Source organism: Actinomadura sp. WMMA1423, assembly GCF_006547145.1.
GTDB lineage: Bacteria > Actinomycetota > Actinomycetes > Streptosporangiales > Streptosporangiaceae > Spirillospora.
This window is the reverse complement of the sequence record NZ_CP041244.1, coordinates 816,665-837,379: the sequence shown is the minus strand read 5'-3', so window position 1 is coordinate 837,379 and position 20,715 is coordinate 816,665. Positions and strand designations below refer to the sequence as shown.

Annotated in this window: 10 protein-coding genes and 1 pseudogene; 3 read left to right on the top strand and 8 right to left on the bottom strand. The window is 73.3% G+C overall.

Annotation, left to right across the window (positions count from 1 at the left end; genetic code table 11):
* Positions 1 to 21 precede the first annotated feature (21 nt).
* From FKD65_RS04365 to FKD65_RS04335, 8 genes and pseudogenes are all read right to left on the bottom strand, one after another.
* Positions 22 to 600 (bottom strand): hypothetical protein, encoded by a 579-nt coding sequence (locus tag FKD65_RS04365; protein ID WP_141576261.1) that lies wholly within the window; start codon positions 598 to 600, stop codon positions 22 to 24.
* 469 nt (positions 601 to 1,069) lie between these two features.
* Positions 1,070 to 1,270 carry an isochorismatase family protein gene (locus FKD65_RS04360; RefSeq protein ID WP_205718545.1) on the bottom strand — a complete coding sequence of 67 codons (201 nt, stop codon included), beginning with the start codon at positions 1,268 to 1,270 and terminating at the stop codon, positions 1,070 to 1,072.
* Positions 1,271 to 1,345: 75 nt separating this feature from the next.
* The gene (locus FKD65_RS04355; protein ID WP_141576260.1) at positions 1,346 to 1,963 is read right to left on the bottom strand and encodes an exonuclease; all 618 of its coding nucleotides are present in this window, start codon (positions 1,961 to 1,963) and stop codon (positions 1,346 to 1,348) included.
* Between the two features lie 42 nt (positions 1,964 to 2,005).
* A complete protein-coding gene (locus tag FKD65_RS04350) occupies positions 2,006 to 2,305 on the bottom strand; it encodes a hypothetical protein (protein ID WP_141576259.1) in 300 nt (99 codons plus the stop codon).
* A gap of 26 nt (positions 2,306 to 2,331) precedes the next feature.
* Positions 2,332 to 3,774 (bottom strand): toxin glutamine deamidase domain-containing protein, encoded by a 1,443-nt coding sequence (locus FKD65_RS04345; protein WP_141576258.1) that lies wholly within the window; start codon positions 3,772 to 3,774, stop codon positions 2,332 to 2,334.
* Positions 3,775 to 3,992: 218 nt separating this feature from the next.
* Entirely contained in the window at positions 3,993 to 4,454 is a 462-nt protein-coding gene (locus tag FKD65_RS45345; protein ID WP_240809960.1) for a zinc finger domain-containing protein, read from the bottom strand.
* A 71-nt stretch (positions 4,455 to 4,525) separates the two neighbouring features.
* Positions 4,526 to 4,774 (bottom strand): annotated as a pseudogene (locus FKD65_RS46540) (DNA-formamidopyrimidine glycosylase family protein); the annotation flags it as partial.
* Between the two features lie 24 nt (positions 4,775 to 4,798).
* On the bottom strand, positions 4,799 to 6,109 hold the full coding sequence (locus FKD65_RS04335) for a salicylate synthase (protein WP_240809959.1): 1,311 nt from the start codon (positions 6,107 to 6,109) through the stop codon (positions 4,799 to 4,801).
* 88 nt (positions 6,110 to 6,197) lie between these two features.
* Here FKD65_RS04335 and FKD65_RS04330 point away from each other — a divergent pair, with 88 nt between their 5' ends.
* The 3 genes from FKD65_RS04330 (at position 6,198) to FKD65_RS04320 (ending at position 20,657) form a co-directional block, all read left to right on the top strand.
* Positions 6,198 to 18,239, top strand: a complete 12,042-nt coding sequence (locus FKD65_RS04330) for a non-ribosomal peptide synthetase (RefSeq protein ID WP_141576257.1) — start codon at positions 6,198 to 6,200, stop codon at positions 18,237 to 18,239.
* A gap of 103 nt (positions 18,240 to 18,342) precedes the next feature.
* Positions 18,343 to 19,362 (top strand): iron-siderophore ABC transporter substrate-binding protein, encoded by a 1,020-nt coding sequence (locus FKD65_RS04325; RefSeq protein ID WP_141576256.1) that lies wholly within the window; start codon positions 18,343 to 18,345, stop codon positions 19,360 to 19,362.
* Positions 19,362 to 20,657, top strand: a complete 1,296-nt coding sequence (locus tag FKD65_RS04320) for a lysine N(6)-hydroxylase/L-ornithine N(5)-oxygenase family protein (RefSeq protein WP_141576255.1) — start codon at positions 19,362 to 19,364, stop codon at positions 20,655 to 20,657. The genes FKD65_RS04325 and FKD65_RS04320 overlap by 1 nt, the downstream gene beginning before the upstream one ends.
* Positions 20,658 to 20,715: the final 58 nt, after the last annotated feature.

Sequence of the window (20,715 nt, the reverse complement as noted above, 5' to 3'; positions counted from 1 at the left end):
GCGGCCGCACTCCCCACCGGATCAGTCATGGCGTTCGATCGTTGCTGCGTCCTCGTCTTCTCGGGGCCATCGGCCCTCGATGTGGAGTTGGATCAGCGCGGCGTGGGAGATCGGGCTCGCAGGATCGGCGACGTCGCCGTTGGTGGTGTAGTCGAGGAGCACGACGTCCTTCTTCTCGCGGAGCCGCTCGACCAGATCAACGACACGATGCTCGAGAACCCAGCGGTAGGCCGGCAGGTAGATCCGGCGTCGGGCCGTCTCGTAGGGCAGAAGTCGGTCGCCTTGCAGACCCGTGCGGTGACCCTTGACGGGGCCGTATCGACGCACCGTCCGCTTCAGCCCCTTCATCGTGGTGATCTCGAGCTTCGCGGGGTCGACGTCGCAGTCCTGGAACACCTTGAGGGCCTGCCAGATGCCTTCCACGGACTGTCCGGTCACACCGTCGCAGTAGGGGACCGGGATGCCGCCGTGCGGGTAGAACGGACTCAGGCGCACCCAAGGCTCCGATGCCCGGGAGGTCACATCGACGAACTCCGCGCCGGGAAACGCCGCTGTCAGCGACGCCGTTCCCCGGCGACGGCCGGCAACACGGATCGGCAACTGGAGGCTCCCTGTCTCGGTGACTTGAGCCGCCAGCATCCCCGTTGCCACTGACAAACAGGCCCGAGCCTCCGCCGGCGTGCGGGGGAGGGCGGATATGGTCACGCCCACCGGGCTCTAAGTGCTCTACCGATTGAGCTACCGGGCTGACGCCCGGACGGGACTCGAACCCGCAACCTCTCCATGAAAGTGGTAACCGACGGGACTTCGACCCGTCCTCCCCTGCACGTCCAATTCGACCCGCAGGGCCGGGTAATCGCACGGATGTGGAGACGCCCACCGGATTGCATCTGTTTCGAAGAGATAACCGATGGTCTTCGACCCGCGGGCACCGGCCCTAGGTGACGATCAGAAGGTAACCCCGTCCGGGAACCGCGCGCACCCGAATATCGCCCGAACTGGCTGGAGCGCGACTTTCCCGTTGATCCAGGCTGGTCGCGCGCCTGTCGTTCACGCGCTTCGGATCGGGCTACGGCTTCGATGCGATCATGGCGAGCACCTCGGACGTCGGCCGGACGTCGCCGAAGGACCGGTAGATGGTGTGCAGGGTGGCGTTGTGGTCCTGGTCGCGGCGTGCCGCGTTCGCGTCGGCGACCATGATGACCCGGAATCCGAGGGTGCTCGCGTCGCGTGCGGACGACTCGCAGCACACGTTGGTGACGGTCAGCACACGATCCCGGAGCCCAAGACGGAACAGCCCAGCTCAGCGTGCTCCCCGCATTCTCTGCGAGGGCACGGGTTCGCATCACCCCGCGAGGTCTTTGCCTGGCCGACGCGGCGGGCCGCCCCAGCGGACCAAGTGTTGGAACAGCTCGGCCTGCTCGATCGCGTCGTCCAGCGCGTTGTGCGTGTGCGGCCGGTCGGAGAGCAGTTCGGCGGGCATCTGGCTTTTGGTCGAGCGGATGATCTGGCTGCCGGCCTTGGTGGCGTACGCGGTCTTGATATCCAGGTGCCGGGAGTGCCCGAAAGGGGACCCCGCCTCGGTGAACCGCGTCCAGTACCAGTACAGGAACATCCAGTCGAAGCCGAGTGGATAGGCCACCAGTACGGGCGAGGCCTCCACGGAGGCCGCCACCGCCCTCACCCAGTCGGCGGCGGCGTCCATCGCCTCGCTGGGCTCGCGCCCCTCGGCGGCGAGGCGCTCGCGATCCAGGCCACTGACGGCCAAGGCCTCCGGGACGTAGGCGTCGCTGATCGGCTTCAGCTCCGCATAGAACGTGGTCTCAGCCGGATCGACCGGCCTGAACCCGTCCCCGTCAAGGGCCCCGCACGCGCTCATCCCGAAACTCAGCATGGAATACGCCCCTGGGATAGGCCCATCAGCCTCCACATCAACCGAGACGTACACCTCACGCTTGCCCACCGGTGATCTCCGTCCCGCTCTACAGTGCGTCGGCTGATTATCTCAAGCCGGCGTGAACGTCGGGTTCGGGTTCGGCGCGTTTCGAATCGAGGGGTCCGTGGCGATCATCGCGGAGGGGCGGGAGGCCACGCGGCCTTCTTCCTTGAGAACGATGGGAACGCTGCCTATGACCGCATAGGAGTCGTCTCCGTCTATGATGAACTCGCGAGCGCCGATGTTGAAGACATAAAATTCGTCGTTCTCTCTGATCCACCGGTCGTCCAGGCAGAAGGTTCCCATTGTCCAATTGGGCTCGAAATGGGCGCGGACGAGTTCGCGGGCCTGCTCGTAGGTCACAGCCATGGCGTGCCTCCACTTGCGGCTGGTTCTCAGGGTTCGAGAAACGGGTCTATCCGATTGCTGGACGGTGTCGGGAGGTCATCTACTCGAAGATACTTCGTGGAGTGCCCGACGGTGAAGTAGTGGGCGGCATCGCGGATGGGAGGTTTCGGCTGGCCGTCAACAAAGCGGACCCTGCCTCCAACATTCTCAACGCTGAACACGTGTGCGCCGGTATTGACGCCATTCCAGGCGATGTAGACGATACCTCGCGATCCTGGCTGTTTGAACGCCTCTTCGATCTCGGCCTTGGTCCCAGAAGTGAAGTTGGCACCCCACGCTTGTTCGATGACGCTGAGGTCGCGGCCACCCGGACCGTTCTGGTCGGACCGCAGGGGTTTCTCCAGTGGTCCGGCCTCCACTCCATGGCCGCGTCGCCGTAACTCGTTCGCCTGAACGACACTGGTGCAGTTTTCGGAATAGTCGGAGCGGGACCAGTCGAACTTCGGATTGACTTTGGGAAGCGTCCGGTCGATCTCGTCATCCACTTTCTGGTCGGCAAGCCGGGCCAACTCCTTGCCGAGGTCCGCTTGCCGATCAATCTCGCTTCCGCTTCCCGAGGCCATCGCCGGCTGTTCGGCACCCTCTTCGGAGTCGCGGTCCCGGATCTCGGCCTGCGCGTCGAAGCCGCTCTCGCCGGTGGCCTCTGGCAAGGCCTCGGACTGTTCCATCCTGGTGTCCGAGGATTCGCCGACCGGTTCCTCGGTGGCCTCACCGTTGGCTGTGGGGCCAGGCTGCGCGTCAGTGGGGACCGGGAACGGCGACTTGGTCGACTCTGGTTCGAGGCGTTGGTCGGTGCCGGGTTCTGGTGGGGGTGCCTGTCGGACTTCTGGTTCGGCTGCGCGGGCTTCTTGGGCTTCGCGGGCGGCGCGGAGGCTTTCCAGGCGGGACGGAGGGTCGGGCTTCTCAGCGGTTTCGGGTGAGGGTGCCGATGGCGGGCTCTGGCGTTCGTCCGGAAGGTCGTCCCGACTGGTTTCGGGGTCGGGCTCACGAGAGCCTGAATCGTCCTTGGCGGCCTCTTCGCCAGATGGGGGATTCGGGTCCTCTGCGGAGACCTCGGTTTCCTCGGCCTGGTCGCGTTCCTCGTCGGCGGTTGGTTCGCGGTCGGACTCACCGATCTCTGTGTCGGGCTCCCGGCGGTCGTCCGCTGTATCGGTTTCCCCTGGTTCCTGCTGTTCCTCGCGTAAGGACTCGCTGTCGTTGTCTTCGCCGTCGTCGCGCTGTTCGGTCCCGGATTCCCGTGTGGGGGTCTCGCGGTTCTCGGCCGCGCGGGCCAGTTGGTCCTCGCGGGCGGCGCGGAGGCTCTCGAGACGGGACGGGGTGCCGGGCTGTCCTGGTCGCTCGGGGGGCGGGGCCGCGGATCGGTCCCGGCCCTGCGGTTCGTCGGCCGACTCGACGCGGGTGTCGGTCCCGCTGGGCCGTTCAATGCCCACCCTTTCGGTCCTTTCCGGCGGAGGAGCGGAGATCTGGGCCGCTGCCGGTCTGGCAGCGGGCCTGTCGTCCTTTTCAACGCGCCTTGGACATGTTCCGGCGGGCGTGCGGGGGCGGCCTCCGGAGACGCCACAGCCCATGTAAGCGCGAACGTTCCGTGCCTGCACGTCTCGGCCCGCGGGATGGCCGGTGGTGGCCTGCGCTCGTGGTGGCGCGGGCGTTAGAGGGCGGCGGGTTGGCAGGTGGGGCACCAGACCGTTCTGCGGCCGGACAGGCGGCGGCTTTCCAGTGGGGTGCCGCAGCGGGGGCAGGTGGGGCCCGGGGTGTCGCGGGCTCCCGTCAGCCAGGTCTTTCGGGGCGGGACGCGTTCCGCCTTGACGGAGTCGCGCAGGACGCGGCGCGTCGCTCGGTGGAGGCCGGTGATCTCGGCGGCGTCCAGGTCGCGGGCGGGGCGCAGGGGGTTGATGCGGGCGCGCCAGCAGATCTCGTCGGCCAGGAGGTTGCCCAAGCCCGCGATGACCGATTGGTCGGTCAGGGTTGTTTTGAGGCGTCCGCGGTGGTGGGAGAGGGTGGTGGCCAGGTCGTCGCGGGACAGGTCCAGGGCGTCCGGGCCCAGGGGCTCAAGGGTTTCGTCCGCCTCCTGGAGGTCGGTGGCCAGATGGACGCCCTGGAGTTTGCGCATGTCGCGGAAGCGCAGTTCGCCGTCGGGGAGTTCCCAGATGACGCGGTCGTGGCGGTGGCGCGGGTCGTCCGGCGGTGCCAGGTGAGGGAGCCCGTCATGCCGAAGTGGAGCAGGACGACCGGGCCCTGCGCCGGGGCCAGCAGCCACTTGCCGTGGCGGTGCGGTTCCTCGAAGCGGTGGCCCCGTAGTGCGGTGTCCAGGTGTCGGGCGGTGACCCCGCGCAGGACGCCGGGGTCGAGGACCGACACGGAGGCGATCGGGCGGCCGATGTGCTCGGCGAGCACCCGGCGGAAGCCTTCGACGTCAGGAAGTTCCGGCATGGCGGGTCCCTACCCGCCGATGCCTCAGGTTTGCGGGACGACGTGCGGCGCGATGCTGGAGAGCTTCTCGCAGGTCTCCTCGTACTCGCGGTCGGGGGTCGAGGCGGCGACGATGCCGGCGCCGGCGCGCAGCCACGCGCGGCCGTTCTCGGCGTAGAGGGCGCGCAGTACGAGGGCGGAGTCCAGCGCGCCGTCGTGGGAGACGGTGACGACGGCGCCCGAGTACAGGCCGCGCCGCTCCTCCAGGCGGGTGATGGCCTCGACCGCCTCCGGCTTCGGGATGCCGGACGCGGTGACGCCGGGGAAGAGGGCGTCGAGGGCGTCCCATCCGGTGCGGCCGGGGGAGAGGGAGCCGCTGACGCTGGAGCCCAGGTGCTGGACGCTGCCGCGCTCCTTCACCGTCATGAAGCCGGTCACCCGGACGGTCTCCTGGTCGCACACCCGGTACAGCTCCTCCTGGGACGTCCGGACGGAGACGGCGTGCTCGTAGATCTCCTTGGGGTCGGTCTCCAGATCGCGGCGGGTGCGCGCGTCGGTGTCGGCGCCGAGGCCGAAGGCGCGGGTGCCGGCCAGGGGCTGGGTCATGACGTGCCCCGCCGGGTCGACGCTCGCGAGCACCTCGGGGCTGAACCCGGTGGCCTGGAATCCGCCCAGGTCGAGCAGGAAGGAGCGGGCCGGGGTGTTCGCCTCGCGGCCCCGGACATAGGTCGAGACGACGTCGACGGGATAGGGGACGTCCAGGCGGCGCGACACGATGACCTTCTGGTAGCGGCCCGCGTGGATCTCGGCCACGGCCTCGGCGACACGCGCCCGGTAGGGGCCGCCACCGGCCCTGACATCGACGGGGGAGGGCTCCCCGGCGGGGCGGCCCTCGGGTTTGGCCAGGAGCTTCTCGACCTGCTCGATGTCGGCCTCGTCGACGCCGGTGATGGTGACGCGGCCGTTCTCGGCCCGTACCTCGGTGCGGGGGACGATCAGGTGCGCGAGCCGTCCGGTGGGGCGAGGGGCGGCGCACTCGAACGCGATCCAGCCGTAGGCGTTCCAGGCGGGCAGCGGCGCGGCGGCGAAGGCGTCGCGGAGCGCGTCGGCGGGGCGGCCCGTCCATGGACGGGTGGCCGGGGCTTGGCCCGGCCAGTGGGCGTGGACGGCGCCGGCGTCCAGGACGACCTCGGCGAGCATGCCCCCCGCGAACGTCCATGAGCCGGGCCGCTCGTAGACGACGTAGTCGCCGAACAGGCCCGATCCGGCCAGCCGGGCCATGAGGGCGAGCGGCGCCGAGGAGTGCTCGACGACCCGCTCGGCGGGGTGCGCAGCGGTGCGCGGACCAGTGGACAAGGCAGCTCCCTTTTCGCGGCCGGGAAGGTCAAACTTAGGTAAGGCTAACCTTGCATGATTTTCATAGGCAAGGCTAACCTAACCCGCGATGGCGGAGCCGACGACGAAAGAGTTGAGCGTGCGGGAGCAGACGACGGCGGCGCGGCGACGCGAACTGATGCGGCGGATGATGGCGGAGGCCGGCCTGGGCGCGGACACCGCCCGGCTCGCCCCCCGCGGATCGGACGGGCCGGCGCCCCTGTCCTCCGCGCAGCAGAGCATGTGGCTGCACCACCGCGCCTTCCCGGACAGCCCCGCCTACAACGTCTGCCTGCTCGTCCGCATGACCGGCCGGCTCGACGCCGAGGCCCTCCGCGGGGCGCTGCGGGCGCTGATCCGGCGGCACGCCGTCCTCCGCACCGTCTACGCGGACGCCCCCGAGCAACGGGCCGTGCAGATCGTCACCGACGACGACTCGCTGGACCTGCCGCCCGTCGCCTGCGCGGACGCCGAGAAGCGGGCGGCGGAGCTGGCCGCGGTCCCGTTCGACCTGCGGGCCGAGCGCCCGATCCGGCTGGAGCTGCTCAGGCTCGGCGAGGACGAGCACGCGCTGGTGCTCGTCGTGCACCACATCGCCTGGGACGGCATGACCTGGGGTTCTCTCTCGCGCGACCTCTCCGCGCTCTACCGCTCGGCGGTCACCGGTGAGCCCGACGGACTGCCCTCGCTGGACGTCCAGTACGCCGACTACGCGGAGTGGGAGCAGCGGCGGCCCGTGGCCGAGGACGACCTCGCCTACTGGCGCGAGCGCCTCGATCCGCCGCCCGCGCCGCTCGACCTGCCCGCGGACCGCCCGCGAGGCGCGGCCGTGTCCGAGCGCGGGGGACGGCGGGCGCGCCGCTTCGACGACGCCGTCACCGAGGGCATGCGCGAGCTCGCCGCCGAGGAGAACCTCACCCCCTACATGGTGATGGCGGCCGGTTACGCGGCCCTGCTGCACCGCTACACCGGCTCCGACGACGTGGCGGTCGGGTCGTCGGTGATGAACCGCGAGCACGCCGAGGTGGAGCGGCTCGTCGGGAACTTCGGCAACACGCTCGTGCTGCGCACCGACCTGTCCGGGGCTCCGACGTTCCGGGAAGCGCTGCGCCGTGTCGGCCGCACGGTCGGCGAGGCCTTCGCGCACCAGGCGCTGCCGTACGACAAGCTGGTCCAGGAGCTGCGGCCCGCGCGCGGACGGGGTCGCTCGGCCTTCTTCGACACGATGCTCCTCTTCCTCGCCCAGGAGATCGGCGAGCTTGACCTGCCCGGCATCGCGTCGAGCTGGACGCACGTCCACAACGGCACCACGCACTTCGACCTGTCGCTGGAGGCGTTCGTCCGGCCCCAGGGGATGACGGTCGAGGCGACGTTCCGGCGCGACCTGTTCGAGGACGAGCGCGTCGACGCGCTGCTCGCCCATCTGGAGACGCTTCTCCACGACGCGCTGGACGACCCCGACCGGCCGATCGGCGCGCTGGAGGTCATGAGCGCGGACGAGCGCGCCCTGGTCGGCGAGGCGAACGCCACCGAGCGGGGCCTGCCCGCGACCGACGTCGTCGCGCTGTTCGAGGAGCAGGCGGCCCGGACACCGGACGCCACGGCGGTCGAGGCGGGCGGCGCCGCCCTCACCTACGCCGACCTCGACGGGCGGGCCTCAGCGCTGGCCGCGCGGTTGCGCGCCCGAGGCGCAGGGCCGGAGACCGTCGTCGCGCTGGCGCTGCCGCGCACGCCCGACCTCGTCGTCGCCCTGCTCGGCGTCCTGAAGGCGGGCGCCGCCTACCTGCCCTTGGACCTCGACCACCCAGCCGACCGGCTCGCCTACATGCTGGACGACGCCGGGCCTCTCTGCGCGATCGCCACCGCCGACACCGCGCCGCTGCTCCCGGACGGGACCGGCCTCCTCGTCCTCGACGGCTCCCAGCACCATGCCGGAAACACGCGCACGGCGCCCCGGCACCCCGACGACCTCGCCTACGTCATCTACACCTCCGGCTCCACCGGCCGGCCCAAGGGCGTGGCGATCCCGCACGGCGCGCTCACGAACTTCCTGCTCGCGACCCGCGAGCGGCTCGACCTCGGCACCGGCGACCGGCTCGTCGCCGTCACGACCATCGCGTTCGACATCGCGGCCCTGGAGCTGTTCGTCCCGCTGACCAGCGGCGCGACGGTCGTCCTCGCCGCCCGCGACACCGTCCGCGACCCGGCCGCCCTCGCGGGGCTCCTGGCGGGCGCGACGATCGTCCAGGGGACCCCGTCGCTGCTCGGCACGCTCGACCCGCGGGCGTTCGAGGGCCTGCGGGTCCTGGTCGGCGGCGAGGCGCTGCCGCCCGCGCTCGCCGCGTCGCTGGCCGGGTCAGCGGCGCTCGCGACCAATATGTACGGGCCGACCGAGGCGACGATCTGGGCGACCTCCGCGGACCTGCCCGCGGGCGGCATCGGCACCCCCTTCTGGAACACCCGCGCCCACATCCTGGACGCCGCCCTCCGCCCGGTGCCGCCGGGCGTCCCGGGCGAGCTGTATCTGGCGGGCGCCCAGCTCGCCCGCGGCTACGCCGGACGCCCCGACCTCACCGCCGAGCGCTTCGTCGCCGACCCGTCCGGCCCGCCCGGATCCCGCATGTACCGGACGGGCGACCTCGCGCGCCGCGCCCGCGACGGATCCGTGGAGTACCTCGGCCGCACCGACGACCAGGTGAAGATCCGCGGATTCCGGATCGAGCCCGCCGAGGCGCAGGCCGTGCTCGCCGCGCAGCCGGGCGTCGCGCGGGCCGCGGTCGTCGTCAGGGAGGACCGCCCCGGCGACCCCCGGCTGGTCGGCTACTACGTCCCGGCCGAGGGCGCGGACGAGGCGGCCCTGCGCGGCGCGCTCGCCGAAGCCCTGCCCGACTACATGGTGCCGTCCGCCCTCATCGCCCTGGACGAACTGCCCCGGACGGTCAACGGAAAGCTCGACCGCGCCGCGCTGCCCGCCCCCGAGGCCGAGGTGTCGGGACGCGCGCCGCGCGACGCCCGCGAAGCCGCCCTCTGCTCGATCTTCGCCGAGCTGCTCGGCGTCGAGGGCGTCGGCATCGACGACGACTTCTTCGCCCTCGGCGGGCACTCGCTGCTGGCGGCGCGCCTCGCGGCCAGGGCCAGGGCCGTCCTCGGCGCGGAACCGTCCATCGCGGACGTGTTCGAGGCGCCGACCGTCGCCGCGCTCGCGCCCCGCCTGGTCGCGACCGACACCGTCCGCGTCCGCGACATCGCGCGCCCCGAGGTCGTCCCGGCCTCCGCCGCGCAGCGCGGCCTCTGGCTGGAGGAAAGGCTCCGCGGCCCGTCCGCGTCCTACTCGCTGCCGCTCGGCATCCGCCTGCACGGTCCCGTCGACGAGGACGCCCTCGACCGGGCGTTCGCCGATGTCGTCGCCCGCCACGAAGCGCTGCGCACGCTCCTCGTCGAGGGACCGGACGGCCTGCCCGTGCAGCGCGTCCTCGGCCCGGACGTCCCGGTGCGCCTCGCCGTCCTCGACGCGCGGGACGAGCCGCCGGAAGGCCGCGCGGCCATCGAGAAGGCCGCCACCGCGCACGTCTTCGACATCGGACGCGACCTCCCCGTCCGGGGCACCCTCGTGAGGACGGGCGACGCCGACTGGTCGCTGATCCTGCTCCTGCACCACGCCGCCGCCGACGAGTGGTCGTTCACGCCGCTGCTGGCCGACCTCGCCCGCGCCTACGAGGCCCGCCGGGACGGACGGGATCCCGGCTGGGAGCCGCTGCCCGTCCAGTACGCCGACTACGCGGCCTGGCAGCGCGAAACGGCCTCCGGTACGGCGCCGCAGCTCGACTTCTGGGCGGAGGCGCTCGCCGGGCTGCCGGAGGAGACGGTCCTGCCGTCCGACCGGCCCCGGCCCGCCGAAGCGAGCCGGCGCGGCGGGCTGGTGCCGTTCCGGCTCCCGGCCGCGGGGGCGCGGCGCCTGGCCCGCGAGACCGGCGCCAGCGTGTTCATGGTGCTGCACGCCGCCGTCGCCGCGCTGCTCCAGCGGTCCGGCGCGGGCGACGACATCGCCCTCGGCTCCCCGATCGCCGGACGCGCCGACGAGGACCTCGCGAACCTCGTCGGCGTCTTCGTCAACCCGCTCGTGCTGCGCACCGACCTGTCCGGCGACCCGACCTTCGCCGAGCTGCTCCACCGCGTCCGGACGGCCGACCTCGCCGCGTTCTCCCATGCCGGCGTCCCGTTCGAGCGGGTCGTGGACCGGCTCGCCCCCGAACGCTCCCTCGCCCGCAGCCCGCTGTTCCAGGTGATGATCGTCCACCGGCGGCCGGACGACGTGCGGCTCGCGCTGCCCGGCGTGCGCGCGGAGCCGTTCCTGCCGGAGACCGGCGGCGTGAAGTTCGACCTGGACCTGTACTTCGCGGAGGGCGGCGACGAGGTCGAGGGGTTCGCCGCGTTCGCCGCCGACCTGTTCGACGCCCCGACCGTCGAGCGGCTGATGGAAGACCTCGCCGCGCTGCTCGACCAGGTCACCGCCGACCCCGGCCGCCGGCTGTCCTCCCTCGGCGCGCCCTTCGAGCATCCCGACACCGCGTGCGACCTTCCCGTGCACACGGCCGCGGGCCTCATCGAGGCGCAGGCGGCGCGGACCCCGCACAGGCCCGCCGTGGTCTTCGGCGACGCCTCCCTCACCTACGCCGAACTCGACCGCCGCGCCGAGGCGCTCGCCGACCGGCTCGCCGCCGCCGGTGCGGGCCCCGAACAGGTCGTCGCGCTCGCCCTGCCCCGCTCGGACGAGTTCGCCGTCGCCCTGCTCGCCGTGCTCAAGACGGGCGCCGCCTACCTGCCGATCGACGTCTCGTACCCGCCCGCCCGCGTCGCCGCGATGCTCGACGCCGTCCGGCCGCTGCTGGTCCTCGGACGCGACGAGCCGCCGCCGGACGCGCCCCGCCGCCAACGCCCGGAGGTCCACCCCGGCCACACGTCCTACGTCGTCTTCACCTCCGGCTCGACCGGGACGCCCAAGGCCGTCGCCGGAACCCAGCGCGCCCTCGCCAACCGGCTCGCCTGGGGCGCCGGCCTCGCCGCGCCCGGGATCCGCGCCGCCAAGAGCTCGCCCGCGTTCATCGACGGGACGACCGAACTGCTCGGCGGCCTCGCCGCGGGCGACACGGTCGTCATCGCCGACGCGGAGACCGCCGCCGACGCCGTCGCCCTCGCCGACTTCGTCGAACGCCACGGCATCGGCCTCGTCACGCTCGTCCCGAGCCTGCTCGCGGTCCTCGCGGACAACGGCCTGCCGCCCTCGGTGACCACGTGGATCAGCAGCGGCGAGGCGCTGCCGCCCGCGCTCGCCGAGCGGGTGCCCGCGCGGCTGGTCGACCTGTACGGGTGCTCGGAGGCCGCCGGGGACAGCCTCGCCGCCGAGGCGGGCGGGCTGCGGCCCATCGCCAACACGCGGGCCCACGTCCTGGACGCCGCGCTCCGCGAAGTCCCGGTCGGGGAGCTGTACCTCGCGGGCGACGGGCTGGCGCGCGGCTACCTCGGGGACCCCGTCCGCACGGCCGAGCGCTTCGTCGCGAACCCGTTCGGCCCCGCCGGCTCCCGCCTCTACCGCACCGGGGACCGCGTCCGCCGCCGCCCGGACGGCGGCCTGGACTTCCTCGGCCGCGCCGACGACCAGATCAAGATCCGCGGCTTCCGGATCGAGCCGGGGGAGGTGGAGGCCGTGCTCGCCGCACAGCCGGGGGTGCGGCGGGCCGCCGTCGCCGCGCACGGGTCCCGCCTGGTCGGCTACGTCGCGGGCGAGGTCGACACGGACGTTCTCGCCGCCTCGCTGCGCACCCTGCTGCCCGACTACCTCGTCCCCGCCGAGCTGGTCGTCCTGGACGAATTCCCCCTCAACCCGAACGGCAAGACCGACCGGCGCGCCCTCCCCGAACCCGGCCGCCCGCCGGGCGGCCGGGCCCCCGCCACCGGACCCGAGCGCGTCCTCGCCCGCCTCGCCGCGAACGTCCTCGGCCGCGACGCCGTGGGGGCCGACGACGACTTCCTTCGCACCGGAGGCGACAGCATCAGCGCGGCGCTCCTCGTCGCCCGCGCCCGCCGCGCCGGCCTGTCGTTCACCGTCCGGGACGTCTTCCGGCTGCGGACCGTCGAGGCCCTCGCCCGCATCGCCGCGCCCTTCGAGGAGAAGAAGGCCGCCCGCGTACCGGACCCGGCGGCCGAGCTGCCCCTCTCGCCGCTCCAGGAAGGGCTGCTCTACCACCTGATGCTGGCCGGCGCGGACCGCGACGTCTACGTGCAGCAGGCGGTGGTGACGCTTTCCGGCCCGGTCGATCCCGAGCGGATGGAGCGGGCGGTGCGCGCCACGCTGGAGAAGTTCCCCAACCTCCGCGCCGGGTTCCGGACGGACGGCGACCGCGCGGTCCAGTTCGTCCCGGAACGCTTCGAGACCCCGTGGACGCACGCCGACGTGGCGCCGCGGGACCTGGAGGCGTTCGTCGACGCCCAGCGCGCCGAGCCGTTCGATCCCGCCGCGCCGCCGCTGATCCGGTTCGCCCTGGCGAGCCTGAGCGGGAGCGACCACCGGCTGGTCCTGACCTCCGAGCTGATCCTGCTGGACGGCTGGTCGGGCGGCCTGCTCGTCACCTCGCTGCTCGACGCCTACACCGACGCCGCCGCCGAGGCCCGCCGCGCCGTCGCGCCCTTCGGCGCGTTCCTCGACTGGGTCAACGGCCGCGACAGGGACGCCGCGGCGGACGCCTGGCGCCGCGCGCTCGACGGCTTCGACGAGCCCGCCCTCCTCCGGCCCGGCCTGGTCGACGCGCCCGCCGACCTCGCGGGCGCCGGCGAGGTGCGCCGCGCGCTGCCCGGAGGGCTCGCCGAACGGCTGGACGAGGCCGCCCGGGACCGGGGCGTTACGCCCGGGACCCTCTTCCAGACCGCCTGGGGCCTCGTCCTGATGGGCCTGACCGGACGGGACGACGTGGTCTTCGGCGCCTCGGTCTCCGGGCGCCACCCCGACGTGGACGGCGTCGAGTCGATGGTCGGCCTGCTGTTCAACACCGTCCCCGTCCGCGTGCAGGCGGGCCCGGCGGACGCCCTCGCCACCGTCCTCGACCGGGTCCAGGGCGCCCGGTCCGACCTCTTCGACCACTCCTTCGTCGCGCTCGCCGACGTCCAGCGCGCCACCGGGCTCGGCACCCTCTTCGACACGCTGTTCGTCCACCAGAACTTCCCGGGCATGCCGACCGGCCGCGCGTTCGGCCCGGGCGGCGACCTGCGGGTCCTCGGGCGCGAGGTCCGCGACGCCACCCACTACCCGATCACCATGGTCGTCGAACCGGACGCGGGGCTGCGCGTCATGTACCGGGGCGACGCGTTCACCGCCGCCGAGGCCGAGCGCGTCACCGACCGCTATGTCCAGGTCCTCCGCCGCCTCGCCGAGGCGCCCGGAACCCCGTGCCGCGACCTCGACCTCCTCGTCCCGCAGGAGCACGACCGGCTCCGGCGCGACTGGGACGAGGCCCGCCGCCCGGTGCCCGAGCTGACGGTCGCGGAGCTGCTGGCCCAGCGCGCGGCCGAGCGCCCCGGAGACCCCGCGCTCGTCTCCCTTCCGGACGTCCGCCTCACCTACGGCGAGCTGAACGCCGAGGTCAACAGGCTCGCCCGGCTCCTGCTCGCCCACGGCGCGGGGCCCGAGAAGGTCGTCGCGCTCGCCCTGCCGCGCTCGGCGCGGATGGTCGTCGCGCTGTTCGCCGTCCTGCGCACGGGCGCCGCCTACCTGCCGCTGGAGCTCGACTACCCGGCCGACCGGCTCGACTACATGCTCCGGGACGCCGCGCCGGTCTGCCTGGTCTCGTACCGCGGCATCGCCGCGGGCCTCACCCACTCCGGGGCCGTCCTCGCGCTGGACGACCCGGCGACCGCGCAGGCCCTCGCCGCGCAGCCCGCCCACGACCTGGCGCCGGAGGAGCTCCCCGGCTTCGCGTTCGGCACGCCCGGCAGGCTCGACCACCCCGCCTACGTCATCTACACCTCGGGCTCCACGGGACGGCCCAAGGGCGTGGTGACTCCCTACCGCGGCCTGACCAACATGCAGTTCAACCACCGCGCCAACATCTTCGACCCGGTTGTGGCGTCGGCAAGGAGGCGGCTCCGCATCGCCCACACCGTCTCCTTCTCCTTCGACATGTCGTGGGAGGAGCTGCTCTGGCTCATCGAAGGCCACGAGGTCCACGTCTGCGACGAGGAGCTCCGCCGCGACGCCCAGGCACTCACCGCCTACCTGCGGCGGCACGAGATCGACGTCATCAACGTGACGCCGACCTACGCGCAGCAGCTCCTGGAGGAGGGCCTCCTGGACGGCGGGCACCGGCCACCGCTCGTCCTGCTGGGCGGCGAGGCCGTCCCGACGGCGGTGTGGGAGCGGCTGGCCCGCGCCGACGGCGTCCTCGGCTACAACCTGTACGGCCCGACCGAGTACACGATCAACGCGCTCGGCGGCGGTACCGGGGACAGCACGACCCCGACCGTGGGCAGGCCGATCTGGAACACCCGCGGGTACGTCATGGACGCCTGGCTGCGCCACGTCCCGCCCGGCGCGCCCGGCGAGCTGTACATCGCGGGCGACGGGCTGGCCCGCGGCTACCTCGGCCGCGCCGACCTGACCGCCGAGCGCTTCGTCGCCGACCCGTCCGGCCCGCCCGGATCCCGCATGTACCGGACGGGCGACCTCGTGCGCGTCAGGGACGACGGCAACGTCGACTTCCTCGGCCGCACCGACGACCAGGTGAAGATCCGCGGCTACCGGGTCGAGCCGGCGGAGATCGAGACCGCGCTCGCCGCCGAGCAGGGCGTCGGCCAGGCCGCCGTCGTCGCGGCGGAGACCGGCGTCCCCGGGGTGAGGCGCCTCGTCGGCTACATCGTCCCGGACGGCTCCCGCGAGGGCGCCGCCGAGGAGCAGCTCGCCGAGTGGCGGCAGATCTACGACACCGAGTACACCGAGGTCGGCACGGTCGTCCACGCCGAGGAGTTCGCGGGCTGGGACAGCAGCTACGACGGCGCCCCCATCCCGCCCGCCGACATGCGCGAATGGCGCGAGACCACCGTCGAGCGCATCCGGTCGCTCGGCCCCCGCCGCGTCCTGGAGATCGGAGTCGGCGCGGGGCTCCTGCTCACCCGCCTGGCGCCCGGCAGCGAGGAGTACTGGGGCACCGACTTCTCCGAGCCGGTCATCGCCAAGCTCCGCGCGGACCTCGGCGGCGGCGCCGAAGGCCCCGCGTCCCGGGACTGGCAGGACGTCGGCCCGGACTGGCACGTCCGCCTCAGCTGCCGTCCCGCCCACGACACCGGCGGCCTGCCCGAGCGGCACTTCGACACCATCGTGATCAACTCGGTGGTGCAGTACTTCCCGGGCGCCGCCTATCTGGAGGACGTCATCGCCCAGGCGATGCGGCTGCTCGCACCGGGCGGGGCGCTGTTCGTCGGGGACGTCCGAGACCTGCGCACGGTCCGCTCCCTGCACGCGGCCGTACAGCTCGGACGCGGCGGAGGCGACCTCGGCTCGATCGAGCGCGCCGTCCGCCTGGAGAAGGAACTCCTCCTCGACCCCGCCTTCTTCGCCGTGCTGGACGTCCCCGCCCGCGTGGACGTCCTCATCAAGCGAGGCACCCGCCACAACGAACTCACCCGGCACCGCTACGACGTCGTCCTGCGCAAGGACGCGGCCCCCGCCCCGCCGACCCCGGCGGTCGACTGGACCACCCTCGCCGACCTCAGGAGCAGGCCTTCGGGCCCCCTGCGCGTTCGGGGGATCCCCGATCCGAGGTCGTCGGGCGAGGTCGCGGCGCTGCGAGCGCTGCGCGAGGGGGCCTCGGCGGACGAGGCGCGCGCCGCGCTGACCGCCGCCCCCGAGGGGATCGAGCCCGAGACGCTGCACGCGATGTTCCCGGACGCCGTCCTCACGCCCTCCGACCAGGCCGGCCGCTACGACGCCGTGTTCGGCGGGGGAGCGGCGTGCCCGCCCGCCGAGCCCGGCCGCGCGCCGGCCTCGTACGCCAGCGACCCGGTCGCGGCGCGCGACCACGGCGTGCTCGCCGCGCGGGTCCGCGAGAGCCTCCGGGCGCGCCTGCCCGGATACATGGTCCCGAGCGCGATCATGACGCTGGACGCGCTGCCGCTCACGGTGAACGGCAAGCTCGACCGGCGCGCCCTCCCGAGCCCCGGGCAGGACGCCCCGCGCCGCGCGGGACGGGCCCCGCGCACCCCCGTCGAGCGCCTGCTGTGCACACTGTTCGCCGAGGTCCTGGACGCGCCCGGCGCCGGGATCGACGACGACTTCTTCGACCTCGGCGGCCACTCGCTGCTCGCGACGAGGCTCGTGGGCAGGGCGCGGGCGGTGCTCGGCGCCGAGCTGGCCATCCGCGACCTGTTCGAGGCGCCCACCGTCGCCGAACTGGCCGGACGGCTGCACCGCGGCGCGCCGGCGCGGGCCCGGCCCGTCCTGGAGCCGCGGGAGCGGCCCGAACGCGTGCCGCTGTCGTCCGCGCAGCGGCGGCTGTGGATGCTCGACCAGCTGCTCCGCGAGGACGACGGGCCCCGCGACGCCTACCATCTGCCGCTCGCCGTCCACCTGCGGGGAGACCTCGACCTCGCGGCCCTGGAGGCGGCGATCGGTGACGTCACCGCCCGGCACGAGAGCCTCCGGACCGTCTTCGCCGAGCACGACGGCGTCCCGTACCAGCGGATCCTGGACCCGGGCGCGTCGAAACCCGTCCTGGAGGTGGCGACGTGCGCGCCCGAGGACGTCATCGCCAGGCCGTTCGACCTCGCCGCGCAGATCCCCCTGCGGGTCGCGATCCTCCCGCAGGGCGAGCGGGAGCACCTCCTGCTCGCCGTCTTCCACCACATCGCCTTCGACGAGTGGTCGTTCGGGCCGTTCGCGCGCGACGTGGCCGAGGCCTACGCGGCCCGGCTGGACGGCGAGGAGCCCGCCTGGGAGCCGCCGCCCGTCCAGTACGCCGACCACGCCCTGTGGCAGCGGGAACTGCTCGGCGACCCCGCCGACCCCGGCAGCGTCCACGCCCGGCAGCTCGACCACTGGACACGGGCCCTCGCGGACCTGCCGGAGGAGATCCCGCTGCCGGTGGACCGTCCGCGCCCCGGCACCGTCGGGCAGCGCGGGGGGACCCTCACCGCCGACCTGCCGCCCGGCCTCACCGGCAGGCTCGGGCGCCTCGCGCGGGAGGCGAACGCGAGCGTGTTCATGGTCTGCCAGGCCGCCGTCGCCGCGCTGCTGCACCGCATGGGCGCGGGAGACGACATCCCCCTGGGCAGCCCCGTCGCCGGGCGCACCGAGGAGGACGCGCGGGACCTCGTCGGCTTCTTCGTGAACACGCTCGTCCTGCGCGCCGACGTGTCCGGCGACCCGACGTTCGCGGAGCTGCTGGCCCGCGTCCGGGAGGCCGGCCTCGCCGCGCTCGCCCACCAGGACCTGCCGTTCGAGGCGGTCGTCGAGGCGCTGCGGCCGCGCCGCGTGCCCGGGCGCAACCCGCTGTTCCAGGTGATGGTCGGGTACGAGAACCAGGGCGCCCTCGACGTGCGGTTCCCCGGGCTGGAGCAGCGGGAGGCGCTGTTCGGGCCGGGCGCGGCGAAGTTCGACCTCGACTTCATCTTCCGGGAGCGGCCTGAGGGCCTGCGGCTCGTCGTCGACCACTCCGCCGACCTGTTCGACCGCGCCACGGCCGCCGCGCTGGCGGACGGCCTGATCGCGCTGCTCGCGGCGGTGGCCGACGATCCCGGTGTCAGGGTCGCGACGCTGCCGGCCGTCCTGACCGCCCGCCCCGCGACCCCCGGCGCGGCCCCGGACACGGCGCGCCGGGGCGACGACCGGGAGGCGGCGCTGTGCCGGATCTTCGCCGAGGAGCTCGGCGTCCCGGGCGTCGGCCCGGACGACGACTTCTTCGACCTCGGCGGGCACTCGCTGCTCGCGATGAGGCTGGTGCGGCGGATCCGGCGCGAGCCCGGCTGCGCGGACCTGAGGATCGCGGCCCTGATGGCGGCGCCCACGGTGGCGGGCCTGCTCGCCCGCCTCGCCCCCGTGGGCGGCGGCCGTGCGGCCCCGGGGGAGTGAGGCGGGTCATACCGGCCCGGCCATTGCCTAGTTAGGTAAGGCTAACCTAATATTCCTGATCAACGCCCTCCGGCTTCCCCGCCCCGAACATGGAAGGTCCGCTATGCGCACCATGATGCGGCGCCTGACCGCCGCCGCCGCGCTCGTCCTCGGTCTCGCGACGGCCGCCGCCTGCGGCGACGACGAGCCCGCCGGCGGCTCCGGCGGCTCCGGCGGCGCGGCCGGGGCCTTCCCGGTCACCGTCTCCCACAAGCTCGGCTCCGCGGAGGTGAAGGCCGCGCCGAAGCGGATCGTCGCGCTCGGCGAGGTCGACCAGGACGCGCTGCTCGCCCTCGGAGTCACGCCCGTCGGCATGGCCGAGCTGACCGGCGTCCAGCCCGACGGCCTGGCCCCCTGGAGCGCGCCGAGGCTGACCGGCGGGAAGCCCAAGCTGCTCAAGCAGGGCGAGGCGGGCTTCGACCTGGAGCAGATCGCCGCGCTGCGGCCCGACCTGATCCTCGCCGCCGGCGACTTCGCCATCGACAAGGAGTACGGCAAGCTCTCCAAGCTCGCGCCGACCCTCGCCTACCAGAACGGCCCCGCCGAGGACTCCTGGCAGCAGATCACCCGGCAGGTCGCCGCCGCGATCGGACGGCCGGAGGACGGCGGGAGACTGGTCGCCGACGTCGAGGCGAAGATCGGCGAGGTGAAGTCGAAGCACCCCGAGCTGAACGGCAGGGAGTTCGCGTTCACCAGCGTCTTCCCCAACGGCAACATCGCCGTGATGAAGTCCGGCGACGACACGAGCGTGAAGCTGCTCCAGCAGTTCGGCATGGCGCTCCCCGAGTCGCTGAGGAAGCTGCCGGGCGACGGGTTCGCCGCCGAGCTCAGCATGGAGAAGGTCTCCGTCCTGGACGTGGACGTCCTGATCAGCCACTACAACGACGACCCCGCCACCCAGAAGAAGATCGAGGGCAACAGGCTGTTCGCCGGCCTCGGCGCCGTCGAGCGCGGCTCCTACGTGCCCCTCGACCTGAAGTCGTTCTGGCCGCTGCGCACCCCCACCCCGCTCGCCGTCCCCTACGTGGTCGACCAGGTCGTCCCGAAGATCGCCAAGGCCGCTGCCGCCGCCGGGCCCGCCTGATGCCGGAGGAGAGCGTGCGCACCCCCGTCCGCGACGTGGTCGGCATCGGGTTCGGCCCGTCCAACCTGGCGCTCGCCGTCGCGCTGGAGGAGGAGCACGGCGGCGCGGACGCGGTGTTCTTCGAGAAGCAGCCCGCGTTCGGCTGGCACCGCGGGATGCTGATCGACGGCGCCACCATGCAGGTCCACTTCCTCAAGGACCTGGTGTCGCTGCGCAACCCCGCCAGCCCCTACTCGTTCCTGGCCTACCTGCACGCCCGGGGCCGGCTCGTCGACTTCGTCAACCACAAGACGATGTTCCCGACGCGGCTGGAGTTCCACGACTACCTCGAATGGGCCGCCGCCGCGTTCGAGGACCGCGTCCGGTACGGGGCGGAGGTCGTCGCCCTCCGCCCCCGCGACGACGAGGCCCTGGAGGTCGTCGTGCGGCGCGGCGACGAGCTGGAGACGCACCTCGCCCGCAACGTCGTCATCGGCGCGGGGCTCGAACCCGTCCTGCCGGAGGGCGTCCGGCAGGGGGAGCGGATCTGGCACACCGAGGACCTGCTCACCCGGCTCGGCGAGCGCCCGGACTGGGACCCCCGCCGGATCGTCGTGGTCGGCGCCGGGCAGAGCGCCGCCGAGGCCGCCGAGTACCTGCACCGCACGTTCGGCGGCGCCGAGGTGTGCGCCGTCTTCGCGCGGTACGGGTACTCGCCCGCCGACGACAGCCCGTTCGCCAACCGCGTCTTCGACCCCGAGGCCGTCGACCACTACTACGCGGCGCCCGGCGACGTGAAGCGGATGCTGTTCGAGTACTCGCGCAACACCAACTACTCCGTGGTGGACCTCGACCTCATCGACGAGCTCTACCGGCGCGCCTACGCCGAGAAGGTCGCGGGCGCCGAGCGGCTGCGCATCCTCAACGCCTCCCGCGTCCTGGACGTCGCGGACGGCCCCGGCGGAGTCCGGATCCGGGTCGCCTTCCTCCCCACCGGCGAGACCGCCGATCTGGACGCCGACGCCGTCGTCTACGCCACCGGCTACCGCGAACGCGACCCGTTCGCCCTGCTCGGCGAGGCGGGCGCGCTCTGCCGCACCGGCCCGGACGGGCGCCCGGTCGTCGGCCGCGACTACCGCCTCGCCACCGAGCCCGGCCCCGAATGGGGCGTCTACCTGCAAGGAGCCACCGAGCACAGCCACGGGATCGCCTCGTCGCTGCTGTCCATGACCGCCGTCCGCACCGGGGAGATCGTCCGGTCCATGGCGCGGAGGTCCGCCCGCGTCGCCCCCGGCGGCGTCTCCGTCGGCCCTTAGCTGCCTGCCTTTTCCCTGCATTGCTCCGCAGGAGTTTCGCTCCTCCCCGCCCTAAAGG